Raw genomic sequence first — 19,513 nt, 5'->3', positions numbered from 1 at the left:
CAGGAATCGCAAAACTTTGAACGCTCTGGCCATAGCGGGGCAGGGCGCAAGCGAATAAATAGGGTGCCGAGGATTCGCATATCGATTTGTGCGGGCCAGATATATTGGAGCCAACATGCAGTTTATTGATCTTGGAGCGCAGCGCGCGCGTATCGAAGACCGTCTCAATGCCGCCATTTCCAAGGTTGTTGCGGAAGGCCGTTATATTCTTGGACCGGAAGTGGCCGAATTCGAAAAGAAGCTCGGTGAATATCTGGGCGTGGAACATGTCATCGCCTGCGCTAACGGCACTGACGCCTTGCAGATGCCCCTGATGGCACGCGGCATCGGTCCGGGGGATGCGGTGTTCGTTCCTTCGTTTACATTCGCTGCAACCGCTGAAGTTGTTGCGCTTGTTGGCGCAGAGCCGGTGTTCATCGATGTCGATCCGAACAGCTATAATCTGAATGTCGAACAGCTTGAAGCTGCTATCGCCGCTATCCGTAAGGAAGGCCGTCTGCAGCCGAAGGCAATCATCCCGGTCGATCTGTTCGGTCTGGCGGCCGACTATAACCGCATCAGCGCGATTGCTGACCGCGAAGGTCTGTTCGTCATTGAAGATGCTGCGCAGTCGATCGGCGGCAAGCGCGACAATGTCATGTGTGGCGCTTTCGGTCATGTCGGCGCAACAAGCTTCTATCCTGCCAAGCCGCTGGGCTGTTATGGCGACGGCGGCGCAATGTTCACCAACGACGCTGAACTCGCCGACACGCTGCGCTCCGTGCTGTTCCACGGCAAGGGCGAAACGCAGTATGACAATGTTCGCATTGGTCTCAACTCGCGTCTCGACACAATCCAGGCTGCTGTTCTTCTGGAAAAGCTGGCAATCCTTGAAGACGAAATGGAAGCGCGCGATCGTGTTGCCAAGCGCTACAATGAGTTGCTCAAGGATGTGGTCAAGGTTCCGGGCCTGCCTGCTGGCAATCGTTCGGCCTGGGCACAGTATTCGATTGAAAGCGAAAACCGCGACGGTCTGAAGGCGCATCTTCAGGCAGCCGGCATTCCATCGGTCATTTACTATGTGAAGCCGCTGCACCTGCAGACCGCATACAAGCATTATCCGATTGCACCGGGCGGACTGCCTGTTTCGGAAGCGCTGCCTGCACGCATTCTGAGCCTGCCGATGCATCCATATCTTACGGAAGAAGATCAGGACAAGATCATCGGTGCGATCCGTGGCTTCCACGGCAAATAAGCCTGAAAAACTACAAATATGGTAGGCGAAAAACCCGGCGAAAGCCGGGTTTTTTGTTTAGAGCGCGTTTCGATCTGACTGGTTCAGATCGGCGCTCAAACTTCTTCTATTTCAAGCATAATCTTATCGATCCTCGTTTCACTCCGGTCGGATTATGCTCTAATCAGGCCTGCAAGTTCAGTTGCCAGGAAACCCCGTACTTGTCCTTGATCCAGGCGAAAAGTTTGCTGAAACCGTAATTGTCGAGCGGCATCAGCGTCTCGCCGCCTTCCGAAAGCTTCTCAAAAACGCTCATCAGGCTTTCCTCATCGTGGAAATCGACGAACAGCGATATGGATGGGTTGAAATCGAACTGGTGCGGAATGGGGCTGTCGATCACGATCAGCCGATGTTCGGCGAAGGTCACGCGTGCAATCTGCACCTTGCCCGGACTGCCACTCGCTTCGTCATAGATTTTGATCGACTCGATCAGGAAGTCCGGAAAGATCGAACGATATGTTTCCAAGGCTGCGCCTGCACTGCCCTGAAACATGAGATGGGTGCAAACCTGTGTCATGCCGAAAGCCTAACACGGCCTCGCCAGTTCCGGCAATCGGGCCGTTAAAGGTTCTTTTTCATAATGTGCTTATCAATGCGCGCAGCGACAAAGCGGGCGATGGCGGGGCCCGCCAGAAGTACGATGAAGAACCGGCTTGTCTGCATCGCAATGATAAAGGGCAGGTCGACATTGCTCGATGCCGCGATAATCGCCACCGTATCGGCGCCACCCGGACTGGTGGCGAGGTAGGCTGTCAGCGGGTCGAGACCCAGAGCGTGACCCAGCGCCATGCCGAACAGTCCACAGATGGCAATCAGGATCAGGGTTGATGTCAGAACAGCGGGAAATGCGCGCGCTGCATGCGCGATGATGGCGCGTGAGAAGCCAAGGCCGATGCGCCAGCCGATGAGCAGATAGCTGACCGCGAGCAGCCACGGCGGCAGATCGATGATTATGAGACCAGTATCCTGAAGCAATGCGCCCAATATCAGCGGGACAAGCATGGCACCGGTTGGAATGCGGAGGATCTCTCCAAGGAACGAGCCGCCGACGATCAGAAGCAATGTCGGACCGAGGGTGGACCAATCGATAGGTGGAAACCAGACGATCTCGACGGGAGCGACAGTTTCCACGCCTGTGCTGAGGCGCAGGACGAGCGAAGCGGCCGTGGCGACCAGCACCACGCGCAGATATTGCATGAAGGCGACGAGACGGGCATCCGCTCCGTGCGATTCAGCCATCAGTGTCATTGCGGTGGCGGCGCCTGGAGAAGAGCCCCATACCGCGGTTGTTCCCGGCAGGATACGAAACCGTGCGAGCAGATAGCCGATCAGGGTGCTGGTGAACAGCACATAGCCAACGGACAACAGAATGACGGGCAGGTGTTGCCCCATGCTGGTGAAAAACTCAGCCGTGATCGAACGGGCGATGAGGGACCCGACAACGCCTTGTGCTGCCAGTGACAGCCAACGGTGAACCCGCAAGGTGCTTTCGCCTGCGGCCATCAATATTGCACCGAGCATCGCGCCCAGAAGCATGGCGGCGGGCAGTTGCAGCTTTTCGCCTGCAAATATCAGAATAGCCGAAAAAGCGGCCAGCGAGGCCCATTGGATCGGTCTGGCTCTATGCTTGAAACTGAACTTGCTTGGCGTCGGGGTCGGCCCGGAGGGGGAGATTTTCTGCATCGCTCTTCCTGACTACATCCGGTGAAGGAGCGATGCAAATCCGATTTTGTTCAAGAAACATTGATCTCTAAATATCAATATACTGAAGAAAAAGAGGCGCTTGCAGCAAGCAGCAAGACGCCGCTTTTCGACAAAAGCAGCGTCTTGAATTTCCTATGACCGCTTCGATCAGCCGATCATGGCGCGGCGCTGATTGACAGGCCGTTCGATCACTTCGCGTGGGGGCTTGCCGCCGTCACGTTCTTCGAGTGCTTCGGCTTTCGACAGTTCCGTTTCTGCGGCGGACAATTCTGCTTCTGCCGCTTCCTTCTGGGACATCAGGTCGCGAATCGATACGAAAAGGTTGTCACGCCGCTGGCGCGCCGCCTTGGCGAAGGTCGGATAAGCGAAATGATTGATGTCAGTGATGCCAGCTTTCTTTTCTTCCGATAGAATCTGGGTGTCGAGTTCTCCGGCCATCCGTTCGAACTCGCCGATCATCAGGTCGAGCTGGCCCAGTTGACGGCGTTTTTCCTTCACCTGGAACAGTTTCAGCCTGACTAGGCTTTCACGTGGCTTCATACGCAATACTCCTTGAACACCAACCAGCTTTCATGTGTTGGGGCGTTCCCCCCGACTTTATTAACAGGTGTAAACGAGCAAAACGCACCCGACCGACACCCGAATCTCCTTGCGAATCCAAGCCCCTAGAGGGGAAATCATCGCAGCCGTTTTTCCGAATTGGCTCAACAAGCGAAACAAAAAGTTAAGAATTCGCTCGTTTGGTAACCATTCCTTTACCGGCGAAGTTAATCATACGCGTTAGGACTTAAGGCTCGGTAAACCTCATGTGGTTTTTCGGCAACAGGCGAAAGCTAGAGTCAGATGAATCGCTTAGCGAAGATTCTTAATGTGATGCTTTAGAGTCATCAGGAAGCGAATGTCTTTATGATTCAGGCATCTAAGAGAATTTTCTAAATAGGGCAGAAATATGCTTGCCAAGCAGAATCATATTTTGTTAACCATTTGCTGGCACCTTCATGCAAAGGCAACGACAGTTCCGTGTGCCGCCGTGAGGGACATCTGGTCGGCTGCGGAAAGGGGATAAGAGATGCGCGTCCTTTTGATTGAAGACGACAGTGCTATCGCACAGAGCATTGAGTTGATGCTCAAGTCCGAGAGTTTTAATGTCTATACGACCGATCTGGGCGAAGAAGGCATCGACCTCGGCAAGCTGTATGATTACGACATCATCCTGCTGGATCTAAATCTGCCGGATATGTCTGGTTACGAAGTTCTTCGCACCTTGCGTCTGTCCAAGGTGAAGACGCCGATCCTCATCCTCTCCGGCATGGCCGGTATTGAGGACAAGGTTCGTGGTCTTGGCTTCGGCGCCGATGATTACATGACCAAGCCGTTCCACAAGGACGAGCTGATCGCACGTATTCATGCGATTGTGCGCCGTTCGAAGGGACATGCGCAGTCGGTCATCACGACGGGCGATCTGATCGTCAATCTGGATGCAAAGACGGTCGAAGTTTCCGGCCAGCGCGTTCATCTGACCGGCAAGGAATACCAGATGCTGGAGCTTCTTTCGCTCCGCAAGGGTACGACGCTCACCAAGGAAATGTTCCTCAACCATCTTTATGGTGGGATGGACGAGCCGGAACTGAAGATCATCGACGTCTTCATCTGCAAGCTGCGCAAGAAGCTTGATGCTGTTTCGGGTAGCCAGAGCTACATCGAGACGGTTTGGGGTCGCGGCTATGTGCTGCGTGAACCGGATGCAGAAATGCGCGAAAGCGCCTGATCGGTTAGAGCATTTCCAGTTTAGATTGAAGCATTGGAAATGCCCTATCTATTTGTTTTTACGCATTATCCTGTGCAAAACCGCTTCGCAGTTTTGCTAGAAATGCTTTAAATGATCCGAAACTTAAAAGCTCCGCTTTAGCGGAGCTTTTGCTTTTTGAAGCGACCATTCGTTTCGGATTTCACGCGGACAAAATGCCTGCAAACTGTTCGGTGAGGTAGGCCCGGTCAAATGGCTTCAGAATATAGCCATTGGCGCCTGCGCGCTTTGCCCGCATGATGCGGGTCACGTCGAGTTCATAAAGACACACGATGATGCGGGGCTGATTGCCATTTGGCATGGCGCGCAGCTCGGTCACGACCTCCAGCGCCGTCATATCGGGAAGGTCGTAGTCGAGCAGAACGACGTCGGGCATGCGCGAAAAACAGGCTTCAAGCGCTTCCCGACCGGTTGAGGCCTCAGCGAATTCTGCAATGGTTTCGGACAGGATGCGCCGGGCGACTTTGCGAATGACGGAGGAGTCGTCAACCAGCAGGCAGCAACCTGTCATTGGTTCATTCGACATTCGGTCCCCTCCACAAATGCATTGCCTGACTGATAGAGGGTTTTGTGACGGTTTGCCAGTGTGAGCGCGGGTTGGCCCCGCGCTCTGGAAAGCTTATTCAGCAGAAAATACGATGTCTTCTGCAGTGGCGTGGATGGAAATCTTCATGCCAGCTTCTTCGGCCAGAAGAAGTGTATAGTAGGGCTGGACGGAATGGGCGTCGATCGGCTCTTCCGGGGCAGCACCCGAATGAAGCTCAAGAAACTTCGGTGGAACGCGCAGCATGCGGCCCTTCACGGTGATGACGAAACGCGGTTCGGTATCGCCGCCTTCAAGACGTACGGCCAGCGAGCCGCCACGCGGTATGGCTGCATTGGCGATAAGAAGCATGTTCAAAAGCAGCTTCACCTTGTTCTTGGGCAGAAGGACGCGGGTGCCTTCCCAGGTGAATTCCGGCTTCTCGTTCTTGAAATATTCAGTGGCAACGCTCTGCGCGTCGCCTGTATCGATCTGCACACCAGCCGAACCTGCGGCACCGAAAGCGATGCGGGCAAACTGAAGGCGGGCGGAAGCGTTGCGGGCACTCGACTTGATGAGCGCCATTGCGTCTTCGTCGGCTCCACCTTCTTCCAGCAGCTCCAGACCGTTATTGATCGCGCCGACCGGCGAAATGATGTCATGACAGATCCTGCTGCACAAAAGCGCACCGAGGTCGAGCGCAGAAAGGGTAACGTGCATTGGCATGGCGTTTTCTCCGGAACGCGGATCGATCCCTGCCATCTGTTCGCGTCGGATGACAGGACCGTTATCGGTTAACGAGACAGTCCGCAAAGCCAGATGTTTGCGTGCTGCATGAAGGTGGGCGAATCGCCCCGAATGTCGATTTAACTGGATACACGCGCCATTGGACCGCCGCAACAAAGCTGTCTTTTCGATCCGTCCAGCCCCGCATTCCCTCACATCAGTGTGAGAAAAGCCGGAAATTGCATGCCTTCGTAAAGCCAATTTCGCTGCTTAAAGGTTTGGACAATAAATTCAGGTCTAAAATAGGCCCGATTCGACCAAAATGTCCGGAAGAGACGTGGTCTGGCTTTTAACAGGGCCGTCAGACAGAGGAGCGGAGAGCCAGAAGGAATTTTACATGGCCATACAATCCCTGTCGCAAATCAGGTTCCGCAATGCGGCGTGTTTCGTTGCGTTTTTTGCGGCGCTGTTCGTTTCTTTCATCGCTCTGCCAAATCAGGCGAGAGCACAGAACACATACTCCGCCGAGGAAATCGTCGAATCTGGTCACAGGTTCTTCGGGTCGACTTCGGGCGGTATCGCAAGCGCGGTCGAGAAGGCGTTCCAGAGTTTTGGTCTGCCCAACGGCTATATTCTTGGTGAAGAAGGTTCCGGCGCTTTCATCGGCGGCCTGACTTATGGCGAAGGTACGCTCTACACCAAGAACGCAGGCGACCATAAGACCTACTGGCAAGGCCCCTCGCTTGGCTGGGATTTCGGCGGGCAGGGTTCTCGGGTGATGATGCTTGTCTATAATCTCGATGACATCCAGAACTTGTACGGCCGCTATGCCGGTGTTGCGGGCTCTGCCTATGTCATTGCAGGGGTGGGCTTCAACGTCCTGAAACGCGAGAACATCATGCTGGTGCCGATCCGCACGGGCGTGGGCGCGAGGCTGGGCGTGAATATCGGCTATCTGAAGCTTTCCCCGGCACCGACGTGGAATCCGTTCTAAAGCTTGGTTGCGGATGGATGTCTTTTCAGCCGGAGACTGTTTTTGCTGGCTGGAAAGACGGCTGATCGCGCACTATGAATAGTAAATGATTGTCTGAAACCACTCGGGCCCATTTGAAACCGTGATCCAGTCCGCTCTTTTTTTCATATTCGGCGTTCTTGTGACGGTTTTCGTCGTGGTTCTGCTCGGCCCTTCCGTCTGGCGACGCGCCTTCTTTCTGGCGCGCCGTCAGGTTCAGGCTGAACTGCCGATAACGCTGGCCGAGATACGGGCCGACCGAGACGGTCTTCGGGCTGAACATGCTGTTGTGGTCAGCCGACAGGAACAGTTGCTGAAGCTCGAACGGCAAAAGGCCGCGGAACAGAAGGTGACGCTTGCCCGGCAATATGAAGAGCTGAAACGCATCCCGCTCCTAGAGGGAAGCCAGACCGATATTGAGAAGCAACTTGCTGAGCATGAGCGGGTGACCAAGGATGCTGAAGCAGCACGCGATACGGCGCTGGAAAAGGCAGAAATTCTTCGGGCGGAACTGGAGCGGGTGCAGAGCCACTACAGTGCGCTTGAGGGATTGGCCGATACTTTGCGGATCGAGATTAGTGGAAGCGAGACGGAGTACAGCCGTCTGACAAACGAGATGACTGAAATGCGTCGAGATCGCAAGGAAGCCGCAGCACGTTACAACGAAGTTTCGACCCAGTTGACCTCTGCGCAGACGGAGCTGAAAAGCGAAAAGCGCCGCAATGGTGAACTGCAGCAAAAGCTTGAGAAGCTGATATCGGAGCTTTCCGATGCACAGGAAAAAATCGAGCGCTATAGCCGGAAAAATACGGGCGTAAACGAAAGCCCCGATCAGGCCGGGATCGAACGCGAGAATGCATTGCTTCGTGAAGAAATGGCTGAGCTTGCCGCTCGTATGGTGGCCGCAACTGCCGAGAAAGAAGGACCGGATTCTCCGATACACTCAATCCTTGAGGCAGCGGAAAAGTCCGGTACAGGCGAAGGCAAGAATGCCGGTCCGAAAAGCCTGGCGCGCCGCATTCGTGATTTGCAGTAAGTCTTCCGTTTAGAGTCTATTCTTTGCCGAAAACATCCGACCAGTCGGGATGGCGCATCGCCTGCGCATGCATGAAGCTGCAGCGCGGAATGATTTTCCATCCGCTCCGCCGTGCGTCGAGAACGGCATTCTTGGCAAGTGCCTGAGCGACCCCTTTGCCGCGCATCGTATCCGGCACGAAAGTATGGTCGATGGATACCAGTGAGGGGCCAAGCTTCGTATAGGTCATTTCGGCTTCGCTGCCGTCGAGAACAGCCGCGTAACGGCCACCGTCGGAGCTGTCTTCCTTGCGAATCTCGATAGTCCCGCTCATGCCATCCTCCTGAACGATGCGTGTCTGGATCGCTTCGATCCGCTATTGCGGATCAGTATCCCGAGTTCACAACATAGAAATGGAATGTGCAAATAAAAACCGGCCACGTGGGCCGGTTTTCGATTTATCAGATCCATCGCGGAAGATTTTGCTCCGCCCTGGTCGTGTTACCGTTCTTCTAAAACCGGTCTCTACTTTGTTGAGACAGGTTTAGTGACGATATTGTTGAATTCTGGTGGTCCTGAGACCGGCGAGACCATGCTCATCGATCGAAGATTGCCAGCCAAGGAATTCCTCCACCGTCAACGTATAGCGCTGGCATGCCTCCTCAAGGCTCAGAAGCCCGCCGCGAACAGCAGCGACGACTTCAGCCTTGCGGCGAATGACCCAGCGCCTTGTATTGGCGGGGGGGAGGTCCGCGATGGTCAGCGGGCTGCCATCAGGACCTATAACATATTTTATACGCGGTCTTACCAGATCGGTCATTGTACTCTCTACACAACACTCAAGGACCTAATCGAGTAGGAGACTAACCCGACAGCTTTAAAAATTACCTAAACACCTAGTAACACTCTGGTAAGACTTGGAAAAATATTCGCCTGTGCCCTATTCCGGGCCTTTTTGCGGCATATGATCGGAAAACCTCACGTGGAAGTGTGTGTGGCTTGTCGCAATCTGGACAATGATTGTTCCCGGACCCTTGGCAAATTGCCGCACTTTAGCCTATATAGGGCGCAGAAAACTAAATTTTGAGAAGCAGGGCGCTTGCCCGGAAGCTGGAATCAATCATGAGCCTGAACAGCCTCGATCTGCCGGGAAAGCCGGAAGACACGCGCGTTGTCGTCGCCATGTCGGGCGGCGTCGATTCATCTGTTGTGGCCGGGATTCTCAAACGTGAAGGTTACGATGTCGTCGGTGTGACGCTGCAGCTTTACGATCATGGCGCGGCTGTTCATCGCGCCGGTTCCTGCTGCGCGGGACAGGATATCGAAGATGCCCGCCGCGTTTCGGAAAGCCTCGGCATTCCGCACTATGTTCTCGATTACGAAGCGCGCTTCCGCGAAGCGGTGATCGATCCTTTTGCGAATTCCTATGTCAGCGGCGAAACGCCGATTCCATGCGTCTCGTGCAATCAGACGGTGAAGTTTGCCGACCTTCTGCAGACCGCACGCGATCTCGGTGCCGATGCGCTGGCGACGGGGCATTATATCCGCAGCCGTGCCAATGATGGGAATCGGGGCGCGCATCGGTCGCTCTATCGTCCGGTCGATACGGATCGCGACCAGAGCTATTTCCTGTTTGCCACCACGCAGGAGCAGATTGATTATCTGCGCTTCCCGCTTGGTCACCTGCCGAAAGCTCAGGTGCGGGAAATTGCAGAGGAAATGGGCCTGACTGTTGCGAAGAAACAGGATAGCCAGGACATCTGCTTCGTGCCGCAGGGCAAATATTCAGACATTATCTCCAAGCTGAAGCCGGAAGCGGCCAATCCTGGCGATATTGTCCATATCGACGGTCGGACACTCGGCCGCCATGATGGCATTGTGCACTATACGGTCGGCCAGCGCCGCGGTATCGGCGTGGCCACAGGTGAACCACTCTACGTCGTTCATCTCGATGCAGCCAATGCGCGGGTTATCGTCGGCCCGCGTGAAGCGCTGGAAACGCATAAGGTCTTCCTGCGTGACATCAACTGGCTGGGCGATGCTCCGATCAATGACCTGCCGGAAGGCGGAATGGAAGTTTTCGCCAAGGTTCGCTCGACCCGGCCGCCGCGCCCTGCCGTACTGCGCCATGCCGATGGTCAGACCTGGGTTGAGCTGGTCGATGGTGAAAGCGGTATCGCTCCGGGACAGGCCTGCGTGCTTTATTCCGATGAAAGCAACACCGCGCGCGTCTTTGGCGGCGGCTTCATTGGCCGTTCAGAGCGTGAACCGCAGGCTGAAGAAATGCTGCGCCGCCTCGTTGCCAACAAGGCAAGTGCCTCTGCAGCTTGATCGTTTTTCTGACCGATGAATGAGAGGCGGGTGCGCGAGCATCCGCTTTTTTTGTATGCGCCAGCAATACGCTATCTCAGTTGGAGCATTTCCAGTTTACATTGAATCGTTGGAAGCGCTCTGGAATTTGAAAGCGATAAACGGGAAGTCAATTGCGCGAGCTGCATCTAAGCTCATAGTCAGCGGAACTTAGAGCGCGTTTCGATCTGATAGGATCAGATCGGCGCTCTAACTTCCTCTATTTTAAGCATAACCTTATCGATCCTCGTTTCACTCCGGTCGGATTATGCTCTAAGCTTTGGCTTCGGAGGTTTTGAAGATGACGGTGCAGAAGATGATGGGATGGAAGGAATGGGCGATGCTCATTGTTCTTTCCGTTCTTTGGGGCGGTTCTTTCTTCTTTAACGGTGTTGCCGTTCGGGAGTTGCCGCCTTTTACTATCGTCACGCTCCGGGTCGGGCTGGCTGCGCTCGCTTTGGTGGTGTTAATTCGGATGATGGGCCTATCGTTACCGAAAGATCGCCGTATATGGTTGGCGTTTTTCGGTATGGGTTTTCTCAATAATCTGCTGCCGTTCTGCCTCATCGTCTGGGGGCAAACCCAGATCGCCAGTGGATTGGCATCCATCCTCAATGCCACGACACCGCTCTTCGGCGTTATTGTCGCACATTTTCTGACGGTGGACGAAAAGATTACCCGGAACAAGATTGCCGGCGTTTTGATCGGCTTTTGCGGGGTGGCGATCATGATCGGGCCCGATGCCATCAGCGGAATCGGAGGCAACCTGTGGCCGCAGCTTGCGATTCTGTGTGCTGCATTCTCCTATTCATTGGCAGGTATTTTTGGACGTCGCTTCAAAGCGATGGGAGTCGCACCACTGATAACCGCCACCGGCCAGGTAACGGCAACAACGATCATGCTCATCCCGGTTGCCCTGCTGGTGGATCATCCCTGGACGCTGGCTGCTCCGAGCGCTGCAGTCTGGGCAGCGCTGGCCGGTATCGCGCTGCTTTCGACGGCACTCGCTTACGTTCTCTTTTTCCGCATTCTATCGACGGCGGGCGCGGTCAATCTCATGCTGGTGACGTTTCTCATTCCTGTCAGTGCTATCCTGCTTGGAGTGCTTTTTCTCGGCGAAACTTTGCAAACCAAGCACTTGATCGGCATGGCGATGATTGCAGCAGGATTGGCAGCCATCGACGGCCGGTTGATAGCAGCAGCGTTCTCCTCATCAGGGAAACGAGAAGTCTATTGAAACTTGCTGAAGCGCGACAGAGCGATGCCTGAAGCAGTCGCGACATTCAGGCTGTCGAATGCGTCGGACATCGGAATTCTGGCCGTCTGCAACTTATGAAGAAGGCGAGGTGGCAATCCGTCACCTTCGGTGCCAAGCAGGAGTGCCTGGCGGTCGTGCTTGGCCGCATCATAGATGCTGAGCGAGGATGACGGGCTGAGCGCCAGCAGATTGAACCCTGCATCGCCCAGTGCGGCAATAATTTCATCGATGTTCGCGCCGTGAAAATAAGGAATCTTCAACGTCGCACCGACCGATACGCGAATGGCCTTGCGGTAAAGCGGATCACAGCAGGTTTCGTCCATCAGTACGCAATTGGCTTCGAAGGCGGCGGCATTGCGAAAAATCGAACCGACATTGTCGTGATTGGAAATACCGCACAAAACCACGACGAGCGATTTTGCGGGCAACACATCCAGCATCGCCTGCAGGCTCGGCTGCGTCTTGCGGCGGCCAACAGCGAGAATGCCACGATGAACATGAAATCCGGCGACCGCATCCATGACAGTCTGCGGAACAGAATAGACGGGCACATCCGGCGGCAATTGATTGAGCTGTTCGGCTAGTCCGGCAAGCCGGTTTTCCAGAACGAGCAAGGATTCTGTTTCGAATCGTGCTGAGGACGAAAACAGGACGTTTAGAACCACCTTGCCTTCAGCGATAAACCGTTGCTGGCGTCCGACGAGATCCTTTTCGCGAATATCACGATAGGGGGAAAGGCGAATATCGTCCTGATCGTCAATCTGCTGGACGCAGCCGTGCGAATGAGTGTTTTCGTTCATCGCACGGCTGTGACCTCATATTGTTATGCGTGAGCGACTGCCGCCAGATTGTGTCTGCGCGGCGTTGGACTCATATAGAGACTCGAGAGCGTCGACAACATCAACTCGATGTGCGGCGAAGAGACCATGTAGTAGATGGTCTGCGCGTCGCGTCGGGTTGAAACGAGGTCGAGAGCCCGTAATTTTGCCAGGTGCTGAGACAAGGCGGATTGGCTAAGGTCAATCGCCTTGGCAAGTGCACCTACTGACATTTCATTGTGAAGCAACTTACATAATATTAGTAATCGCTTATTGTTAGCAAGTGCCGATAGGAAATCGGCAGCCTGATCTACGTTTTGAATCAAATCAAAGAAAGTATCTTCGTTGCTCATTTGCCGTCATACCCCCGTAAGACTGGACAAAGTTGAAATATACATGCGAATTTGCATTAGCATGCATATTGAAATTAATACTATAAACCGAGTTTGAAAAGCCCTTGCTTATATTCATTCCGGTATAAAGACGTGCAATTTCGTCCCAAAAAAAATATGATTCTGTTTCAGGGGGCTTTATTTTACCGTCTGGTCAGTGCAGTAACAGCTTCCCTCACGGAATCAGCGCTCGTTGAAAACATGTGACGCAGAACAAGATCGCCATTGGCAATGTCGGCACCGTCTGGATCCAAGCCTATCACTTTCAGTTGATCTTTAATAGCGCTTGCTTTCAATAGTTGTTGAGCAATTTGCGCGATTTCCAGTGCATGGTGTTCGTTCAGCTCGTCGAGCACGCTTTGTTCGCTGTCAGCAAAATTCGCGCTGATCGACGTAGCGCACAGCAAATCCTCTCGCGTCAGGTTGAAGGCCTTGCCGAAGCCGCCGTTCAGGCTGGCGCTTTCCAGCTCAAGCCGGAAGAAAGCGAAATCTCCCAGATCCACATATAGCGAACCTTTCGGATTGTGGTTGAGGTAGCGTCGCCGAATGCGCGGATAGTCCGAGGTTGTCCTCTCAACTTTCCGAGCCTGACAGTGCAAAGTGACGCGTGCATGGGCGAGGGGGTCTCCCTTGCCAACCTCACCAAGTAGAAGTGAGCAGGCAGGGTTTGCCAGAAGACCCGGTGTATGGGCCGCCAGCCCGGAAACGAGAATCAGTGGGGTGCCATCCATATCCGTCGCAACCGCGACACGGCTGGCCAATGGCCGGCCTGTTGCGGCATCGAAAACGGCGATGGCGCCGTAGCGCGATGTGCGCAGCAGGGTTTTGGCAAGCTGAACGGCTTCTGGTGTGGTCGGGCGAATTGGATTGGTTTCGGGCATGATCTGCTGGACTCAAATATGACTGATATTATCCACTTAATAATGTGCTTCCGTCAAAAGAACCAGTGAATTCGGTGCAGGTGCATCAGCGTCGCGCGTGAGTCGACGATGCATAAAGCGCATTACCCCATGCAAGTTCCGTGCGAATAATATTATAAATCGAGGAGCTTTAGCGCAATATTCCGAAAATTCCATTATATGTAGAATAAAAATCTAACAAATACGGCCATATCCGGTTGAGAATATGAACTGGTTCTAAAAATTGCGCTTGCAAAGTGACCGTCCACACGTTTCGATAAGCGCAAGCTGCGGGCAATGGGGTGCACGCGGCATGCTTTTCCGTGGAGGCGGACAATAATGAAATTCTACCAAAAACTCCTGGCAGCAACCGCGCTGGTGGCTCTGATGAGCGGTGCTGCATCGGCAAAGACCTTTGTATATTGCTCGCCGGCTTCGCCTGAAGGCTTCGATCCGGCTGCTTATACCGGCGGCGATACGTTCGATGCCTCGGCCCATCCGGTCTATAACCGTCTTGCTGAATTCGAAAACGGAACGACGAAAGTTGTGCCTGGTCTCGCAGAAAGCTGGGATGTTACCGACGACGGTCTGGAATACACCTTCCATCTGCGCAAGGGCGTCAAGTTCCACTCGAACGACTATTTCACGCCGACCCGCGATTTCAATGCCGACGACGTGATCTTTTCCTTCGATCGCATGCGCAACAAGGACAATCCTTGGCACCAGTATACGGCTGGCATCACCTACGAATATTTCGACAGCATGGAAATGGGTGCGCTGATCAAGGACATCACCAAGGTTGACGATTATACCGTCAAGTTTGTGCTGAACCGTCCAGAAGCACCGTTCCTCGCCAATATCTCGATGCCTTTCGCTTCGATCATTTCGAAGGAATACACCGACAAGCTCGCCGCCGACGGCAAGAAGGACGACCTCAACCAGGTTCCGGTCGGCACCGGGCCGTTCCAGTTCGTCGCTTATCAGAAGGACGCCGTCGTTCGCTTCAAGGCTAACGAAAACTATTGGGGCGGCAAGCCGAAGATCGACGATCTCGTCTTCGCAATCACGACCGATCCGGCTGTTCGCGCGCAGAAGCTCAAGGCTGGCGAATGCCACCTGATGTCCTATCCGGCTCCGGCTGACATCAAGGGTCTTCAGGCCGATTCCAACCTGAAGGTTGACGAACAGGCTGGCCTGAACGTGGCTTACTTCGCGTATAACACGCTGAAGGCTCCTTACGATAAGCCTGAAGTCCGCAAGGCGCTGAACCAGGCCATCAACAAGCAGGCCATCGTCGATGCCGTGTTCCAGGGTCAGGGCCAGGTTGCCAAGAACCCGATCCCACCGACAATGTGGGGCTATAACGACAAGGTCGAGGACGACAAGTACGATCCGGAAGCTGCCAAGAAGGCTCTTGAGGCCGCTGGCGTCAAGGATCTGAAGATGAAGCTGTGGGCGATGCCTGTCAGCCGTCCGTACATGCCGAACGCTCGTCGTACTGCCGAACTCATGCAGTCCGATCTGGCTAAGGTTGGTGTCAGCGCTGAAATCGTCTCGATGGAATGGGGTGAATACCTCAAGAAGTCGTCCGACAAGGACCGTGACGGTTCCGTCATTCTCGGCTGGACTGGTGACAATGGTGATCCGGACAACTTCATGGGTACGCTGCTCGGCTGCGCCGGTGTTGGCAACAACAACCGTGCCCAGTGGTGCTACAAGCCGTTCGAAGACCTGATCCAGAAGGCCAAGGTCTCGACCAGCCAGGACGAGCGCGCGAAGCTTTACGAAGAAGCACAGGTGATCTTCAAGGAACAGGCTCCTTGGAACACGCTTGCTCACTCGACGGTTTTCGTTCCGATGTCGGCCAAGGTTACTGGCTTCAAGCAGAGCCCGCTTGGTGATTATCGCTTCGAAGAAGTTGATATTTCCGAGTAAAATCTGACAACACAAGCGGCCGGGTGTAGGGTGATCCCCTGCACCCGGTCGGAGTTTTTGTATGTTCCGTTTCATATTCAACAAACTCGTCTATCTGGTTCCGACCTTCATAGGCATCACAATCGTGGCCTTTGCCTTCGTCCGGGTTCTGCCTGGCGATCCTGTGCTGCTGATGGCAGGTGAACGCGGCGTAAGCCCCGAGCGCCATGCCGAACTGATGGCACAGCTCGGGTTCGATCGTCCGATCTGGCAGCAATATCTGGATTATGTCTGGAACCTGCTGCACGGCGATTTCGGTCAGTCTCTGGTGACCAAAAAGCCGGTTCTGGTAGAGTTTTTCGCGCTGTTTCCTGCAACCGTCGAGTTGTCCATCTGCGCGATCATCCTGGCCATTTTCCTCGGTATTCCCGCAGGTGTTATCGCAGCCGTCAAACGTGGATCCTGGTTCGATCAGGGCCTCATGGGCATTTCGCTGGTCGGTTACTCGATGCCGATTTTCTGGTGGGCGCTGCTGCTCATCATTTTCTTCTCCGGCATTTTGCAGTGGACTCCGGTTTCAGGCCGCATTTCGCTCCTGTATTTCTTCCCGCCTGTGACCGGCTTCATGCTGATCGACAGCCTTTTGTCGGACCAGAAAGGCGCGTTCCTGTCGGCGGCGTCACATCTCATCCTGCCGACCATCGTCTTGGCGACCATTCCGCTCGCGGTCATTGCGCGTCAGACGCGTTCGGCGATGCTGGAAGTGCTGGGCGAGGACTATGTGCGGACCGCTCGCGCCAAAGGTTTGCCGACGCGCCGCGTCGTGGGCATTCATGCCCTGCGCAACGCCATGATCCCCGTCATTACGACGATTGGTTTGCAGGTCGGCGTGCTGATGGCCGGTGCGATTTTGACGGAAACCATCTTCTCCTGGCCTGGGATCGGCAAATGGATGCTCGATTCCATTTTCCGTCGCGATTATCCGGTTGTTCAAAGCGGCCTGCTGCTGATTGCCGCCATCATCATGGTGGTCAATCTGGTGGTGGATCTGATGTACGGCCTGATCAATCCGCGTATCCGGCATAAGTGAGGGTATCATGACACACTCAGCTATTCAGCCGGAAGCCGCGAGCGACATCGGAAAGATGCGCGCACTGAAGGACTTCTGGTTCTATTTCAGCGTCAATCGTGGCGCGGTTATCGGCCTCTACGTCTTTGTCGCGATTATTCTGGTGGCGATATTTGCTCCGCTCATTGCGCCGCACAGTCCTACAGAACAGTTCCGCGAATTCGTAAAGGTTCCACCTTTTTGGGAAAACGGCGGCTCGACCCAGTTCCTGCTTGGAACGGACGCTGTCGGGCGTGATATTCTGTCCCGCCTGATTTATGGCGCCCAGTATTCGCTGCTCGTCGGTTTCGTCATCGTCATCATTTCGATGTGCCTTGGCATCACCATTGGTCTTATCACCGGCTATTTCGGTGGTGGTGTCGATACGGTGTTCATGCGCATCATGGACGTGATCTTGGCGTTCCCGTCGCTCTTGCTGGCGCTGGTTCTGGTGGCCATTCTCGGCCCGGGTCTCATCAATGCCGTGCTTGCCATCACGCTGGTTTTGCTGCCGCACTTTTCGCGTCTCACCCGTGCCGCCGTCATGGCGGAAAAGGAACGCGAATATGTGACTGCGGCCAAACTTGCCGGTGCAAGCAGGCTGCGCCTGATGTTCAAGACCATCCTGCCGAACTGTCTCGCGCCCCTCGTAGTGCAGGCAACGATGTCGTTCTCCAACGCTATCCTCGATGTTGCGGCACTGGGCTTCCTCGGTATGGGTGCACAACCGCCGACACCGGAATGGGGCACGATGCTCGCAGAAGCGCGCGAGTTCATCTTGAGCGCCTGGTGGATTGTTACCTTCCCGGGTCTGGCAATCCTGATCACTGTTCTCGCCATCAATCTGATTGGCGACGGTCTGCGCGACGCGCTTGACCCGAAACTCAAGAGGAGCTGATCGATGGCTTTGCTTGAAATCAAGAACCTTACGGTTTCGTTCGATACCTCGGTCGGTCCCTTCAAGGCGGTCGACGGTATCGATATTACGGTCGACAAGGGCGAAGTTCTCGCCATCGTCGGTGAGTCCGGTTCGGGCAAGTCCGTCGGCATGCTTGCGGTGATGGGCCTTCTACCCAAGACCGCGACCGTGACGGCAGACACGATGTCGTTCGACGGCAAGGATTTGCGCACGCTTTCGAGCTCGGAACGTCGCCAGATCATCGGCCGCGACATTTCGATGATCTTTCAGGAACCTGTTGCGAGCCTCAATCCGTGCTTCACGGTTGGCTATCAGCTTGAGGAAGTTCTGAAGCAGCATATGGGCATGAACGGCTCGGCGAGCCGTGCGCGCGCTATCGAGCTTCTGGAACTCGTCGGTATCCGCGACGCCTCCGAGCGTCTCGGCAGCTTCCCGCACCAGATGTCGGGTGGCCAGTGCCAGCGCGTCATGATCGCGATTGCGATTGCCTGCAATCCGAAGCTCCTGATCGCCGACGAACCGACCACCGCTCTCGACGTGACGATCCAGAAGCAGATCCTCGATCTCCTGATGCGGCTCCAGGTGGAGCATGGCATGGGCCTGATCATGATCACTCACGATATGGGTGTTGTCGCCGAAACGGCGGACCGGGTCATCGTGCAGTATAAGGGTCACAAGATGGAAGACGCCGACGTTCTGTCGCTGTTTTCCTCTCCGAAAAGCCCTTACACGCGCGCGCTTTTGTCGGCTCTGCCGGAAAATGCGACCGGCGATCGTCTTCCGACTGTCTCCGATTTCGTCTTTGACACCAGCAGTGCAGGAGAAGCGCGATGAGCGAGATCGTTCTCGAAGCGCGCGATATAAAGCGCGACTATCATGTCGGCGGCGGCCTGTTCGGCAAGCCGAAAGTAGTTCACGCCGTGAAGGGCGTGAGCTTCAAGCTCGAAAAGGGCAAGACGCTGGCAATCGTCGGCGAATCCGGTTGCGGCAAGTCCACACTGGCGCGCATTCTTACGATGATTGATCCGCAGACCTCCGGCGAACTGAAGATCGGCGGCAAGGATGTGGATATTGCTCGTGATGGACTGACGGCGGAAATGCGCCAGAAGGTGCAGATCGTGTTCCAGAACCCTTACGGTTCGCTGAACCCGCGCCAGAAGATCGGCGATGTTCTGGCGGAACCGCTGCTGCTGAACACGAAAATGTCGGCGGAAGAGCGTCGCGCCAAGGCGATGCAGATGTTGTTGAAGGTCGGTCTCGGTCGCGAGCACTTCAACCGTTATCCGCATATGTTCTCCGGCGGTCAGCGCCAGCGTATCGCCATTGCGCGCGCGCTGATGCTCAATCCGAAGCTGCTCATTCTCGATGAGCCGGTTTCCGCGCTCGATCTGTCGGTGCAGGCACAGGTTCTGAACCTGCTGTCCGACCTGCAGGAAGAGTTTGGCCTCACTTACGTCTTCATCAGCCACGATCTTTCTGTGGTGCGCTATATCGCCGACGAGGTGATGGTGATGTATTTCGGTGAGGTCGTCGAATACGGTTCGCGCGACGCCGTGTTCAACAATCCGCAGCATGACTATACGAAGAAGCTGTTTGCCGCGACGCCGCGTGCGGATGTCGATGCTATTCGCGCACGTGTGGAAGCACGTGCCGCTGCAAGACAGGCTGCACATAGCTGACCCGTATCGATGCACTGTTTAATAAGGCCGCACATGAAAATGTGCGGCCTTTTTTGTTATGAAACGAGATTATTGTACTTTAAGCAGTTTTGACTTAAATAAATGACGTTTTTATCT

21 protein-coding genes are annotated in these 19,513 nt (G+C 54.8%); 11 read left to right on the top strand and 10 right to left on the bottom strand.

All coding sequences use genetic code 11. The features are described from left to right. Positions 1–115 precede the first annotated feature (115 nt). Entirely contained in the window at positions 116–1,234 is a 1,119-nt protein-coding gene (locus CQZ93_RS09795; protein ID WP_105542395.1) for a DegT/DnrJ/EryC1/StrS family aminotransferase, read from the top strand. A gap of 163 nt (positions 1,235–1,397) precedes the next feature. Here the strand turns inward: CQZ93_RS09795 and CQZ93_RS09790 are convergent, their stop codons facing one another. The 3 genes from CQZ93_RS09790 to CQZ93_RS09780 form a co-directional block, all read right to left on the bottom strand. Next, positions 1,398–1,790, bottom strand: coding sequence for a VOC family protein (locus tag CQZ93_RS09790; protein ID WP_105542394.1), 393 nt, complete (start codon positions 1,788–1,790; stop codon positions 1,398–1,400). A 44-nt stretch (positions 1,791–1,834) separates the two neighbouring features. Further along, positions 1,835–2,956 (bottom strand): AbrB family transcriptional regulator, encoded by a 1,122-nt coding sequence (locus tag CQZ93_RS09785; RefSeq protein ID WP_105542393.1) that lies wholly within the window; start codon positions 2,954–2,956, stop codon positions 1,835–1,837. Between the two features lie 168 nt (positions 2,957–3,124). Continuing rightward, positions 3,125–3,517 (bottom strand): flagellar export protein FliJ, encoded by a 393-nt coding sequence (locus tag CQZ93_RS09780; protein WP_105542392.1) that lies wholly within the window; start codon positions 3,515–3,517, stop codon positions 3,125–3,127. 529 nt (positions 3,518–4,046) lie between these two features. Between CQZ93_RS09780 and ctrA the strand changes: the two genes are divergently transcribed. Continuing rightward, positions 4,047–4,745 (top strand): response regulator transcription factor CtrA, encoded by a 699-nt coding sequence (ctrA, locus tag CQZ93_RS09775; protein ID WP_105542391.1) that lies wholly within the window; start codon positions 4,047–4,049, stop codon positions 4,743–4,745. A 181-nt stretch (positions 4,746–4,926) separates the two neighbouring features. On the opposite strand, the gene CQZ93_RS09770 is transcribed toward ctrA, so the two are convergent. Both CQZ93_RS09770 and chpT read right to left on the bottom strand, forming a co-directional pair. Beyond that, positions 4,927–5,310: a response regulator gene (locus tag CQZ93_RS09770; protein WP_105542390.1), complete on the bottom strand. Its 384-nt coding sequence runs from the start codon at positions 5,308–5,310 to the stop codon at positions 4,927–4,929. A gap of 93 nt (positions 5,311–5,403) precedes the next feature. Further along, positions 5,404–6,033: a histidine phosphotransferase ChpT gene (chpT, locus tag CQZ93_RS09765; protein WP_105543255.1), complete on the bottom strand. Its 630-nt coding sequence runs from the start codon at positions 6,031–6,033 to the stop codon at positions 5,404–5,406. A 397-nt stretch (positions 6,034–6,430) separates the two neighbouring features. On the opposite strand from chpT, the gene CQZ93_RS09760 reads away from it, so the two are divergent. Further along, on the top strand, positions 6,431–7,027 hold the full coding sequence (locus CQZ93_RS09760) for a DUF1134 domain-containing protein (protein ID WP_105542389.1): 597 nt from the start codon (positions 6,431–6,433) through the stop codon (positions 7,025–7,027). A gap of 145 nt (positions 7,028–7,172) precedes the next feature. Then, positions 7,173–8,081, top strand: coding sequence for a hypothetical protein (locus CQZ93_RS09755; RefSeq protein WP_181153379.1), 909 nt, complete (start codon positions 7,173–7,175; stop codon positions 8,079–8,081). A gap of 16 nt (positions 8,082–8,097) precedes the next feature. On the opposite strand, the gene CQZ93_RS09750 is transcribed toward CQZ93_RS09755, so the two are convergent. Both CQZ93_RS09750 and sciP read right to left on the bottom strand, forming a co-directional pair. Continuing rightward, on the bottom strand, positions 8,098–8,394 hold the full coding sequence (locus CQZ93_RS09750) for a GNAT family N-acetyltransferase (RefSeq protein WP_105542387.1): 297 nt from the start codon (positions 8,392–8,394) through the stop codon (positions 8,098–8,100). Positions 8,395–8,604: 210 nt separating this feature from the next. Continuing rightward, a complete protein-coding gene (sciP, locus tag CQZ93_RS09745; RefSeq protein WP_010659559.1) occupies positions 8,605–8,880 on the bottom strand; it encodes a CtrA inhibitor SciP in 276 nt (91 codons plus the stop codon). Positions 8,881–9,182: 302 nt separating this feature from the next. Between sciP and mnmA the strand changes: the two genes are divergently transcribed. After that, positions 9,183–10,391 carry a tRNA 2-thiouridine(34) synthase MnmA gene (gene mnmA, locus CQZ93_RS09740; RefSeq protein ID WP_181153332.1) on the top strand — a complete coding sequence of 403 codons (1,209 nt, stop codon included), beginning with the start codon at positions 9,183–9,185 and terminating at the stop codon, positions 10,389–10,391. A 319-nt stretch (positions 10,392–10,710) separates the two neighbouring features. Beyond that, complete coding sequence (locus tag CQZ93_RS09735; RefSeq protein ID WP_105542386.1) at positions 10,711–11,646, top strand: DMT family transporter; 936 nt, start codon at positions 10,711–10,713, stop codon at positions 11,644–11,646. Here the strand turns inward: CQZ93_RS09735 and CQZ93_RS09730 are convergent. From CQZ93_RS09730 to CQZ93_RS09720, 3 genes are all read right to left on the bottom strand, one after another. Then, on the bottom strand, positions 11,640–12,467 hold the full coding sequence (locus tag CQZ93_RS09730) for a TrmH family RNA methyltransferase (protein ID WP_105542385.1): 828 nt from the start codon (positions 12,465–12,467) through the stop codon (positions 11,640–11,642). The genes CQZ93_RS09735 and CQZ93_RS09730 overlap by 7 nt on opposite strands. Positions 12,468–12,490: 23 nt before the next feature. Beyond that, positions 12,491–12,838 (bottom strand): ArsR/SmtB family transcription factor, encoded by a 348-nt coding sequence (locus CQZ93_RS09725; protein ID WP_105542384.1) that lies wholly within the window; start codon positions 12,836–12,838, stop codon positions 12,491–12,493. Positions 12,839–13,020: 182 nt separating this feature from the next. Continuing rightward, the gene (locus tag CQZ93_RS09720; protein ID WP_105542383.1) at positions 13,021–13,758 is read right to left on the bottom strand and encodes a HugZ family pyridoxamine 5'-phosphate oxidase; all 738 of its coding nucleotides are present in this window, start codon (positions 13,756–13,758) and stop codon (positions 13,021–13,023) included. Positions 13,759–14,115: 357 nt separating this feature from the next. On the opposite strand from CQZ93_RS09720, the gene CQZ93_RS09715 reads away from it, so the two are divergent. From CQZ93_RS09715 to CQZ93_RS09695, 5 genes are all read left to right on the top strand, one after another. After that, the gene (locus CQZ93_RS09715) at positions 14,116–15,711 is read left to right on the top strand and encodes an ABC transporter substrate-binding protein (RefSeq protein WP_105542382.1); all 1,596 of its coding nucleotides are present in this window, start codon (positions 14,116–14,118) and stop codon (positions 15,709–15,711) included. A gap of 61 nt (positions 15,712–15,772) precedes the next feature. After that, on the top strand, positions 15,773–16,780 hold the full coding sequence (locus CQZ93_RS09710) for an ABC transporter permease subunit (RefSeq protein ID WP_105542381.1): 1,008 nt from the start codon (positions 15,773–15,775) through the stop codon (positions 16,778–16,780). 7 nt (positions 16,781–16,787) lie between these two features. After that, positions 16,788–17,696 carry an ABC transporter permease subunit gene (locus CQZ93_RS09705; protein ID WP_105542380.1) on the top strand — a complete coding sequence of 303 codons (909 nt, stop codon included), beginning with the start codon at positions 16,788–16,790 and terminating at the stop codon, positions 17,694–17,696. Positions 17,697–17,699: 3 nt separating this feature from the next. Next, complete coding sequence (locus tag CQZ93_RS09700) at positions 17,700–18,551, top strand: ABC transporter ATP-binding protein (RefSeq protein ID WP_105542379.1); 852 nt, start codon at positions 17,700–17,702, stop codon at positions 18,549–18,551. Further along, on the top strand, positions 18,548–19,396 hold the full coding sequence (locus CQZ93_RS09695) for a dipeptide ABC transporter ATP-binding protein (RefSeq protein ID WP_105542378.1): 849 nt from the start codon (positions 18,548–18,550) through the stop codon (positions 19,394–19,396). The genes CQZ93_RS09700 and CQZ93_RS09695 overlap by 4 nt, the downstream gene beginning before the upstream one ends. Positions 19,397–19,513 lie beyond the last annotated feature (117 nt).

Source organism: Ochrobactrum vermis (assembly GCF_002975205.1).
Taxonomy (GTDB): domain Bacteria; phylum Pseudomonadota; class Alphaproteobacteria; order Rhizobiales; family Rhizobiaceae; genus Brucella; species Brucella vermis.
The sequence above is the reverse complement of the archived record's forward strand: the minus strand, read 5'-3'. Positions and strand labels throughout refer to the sequence as shown.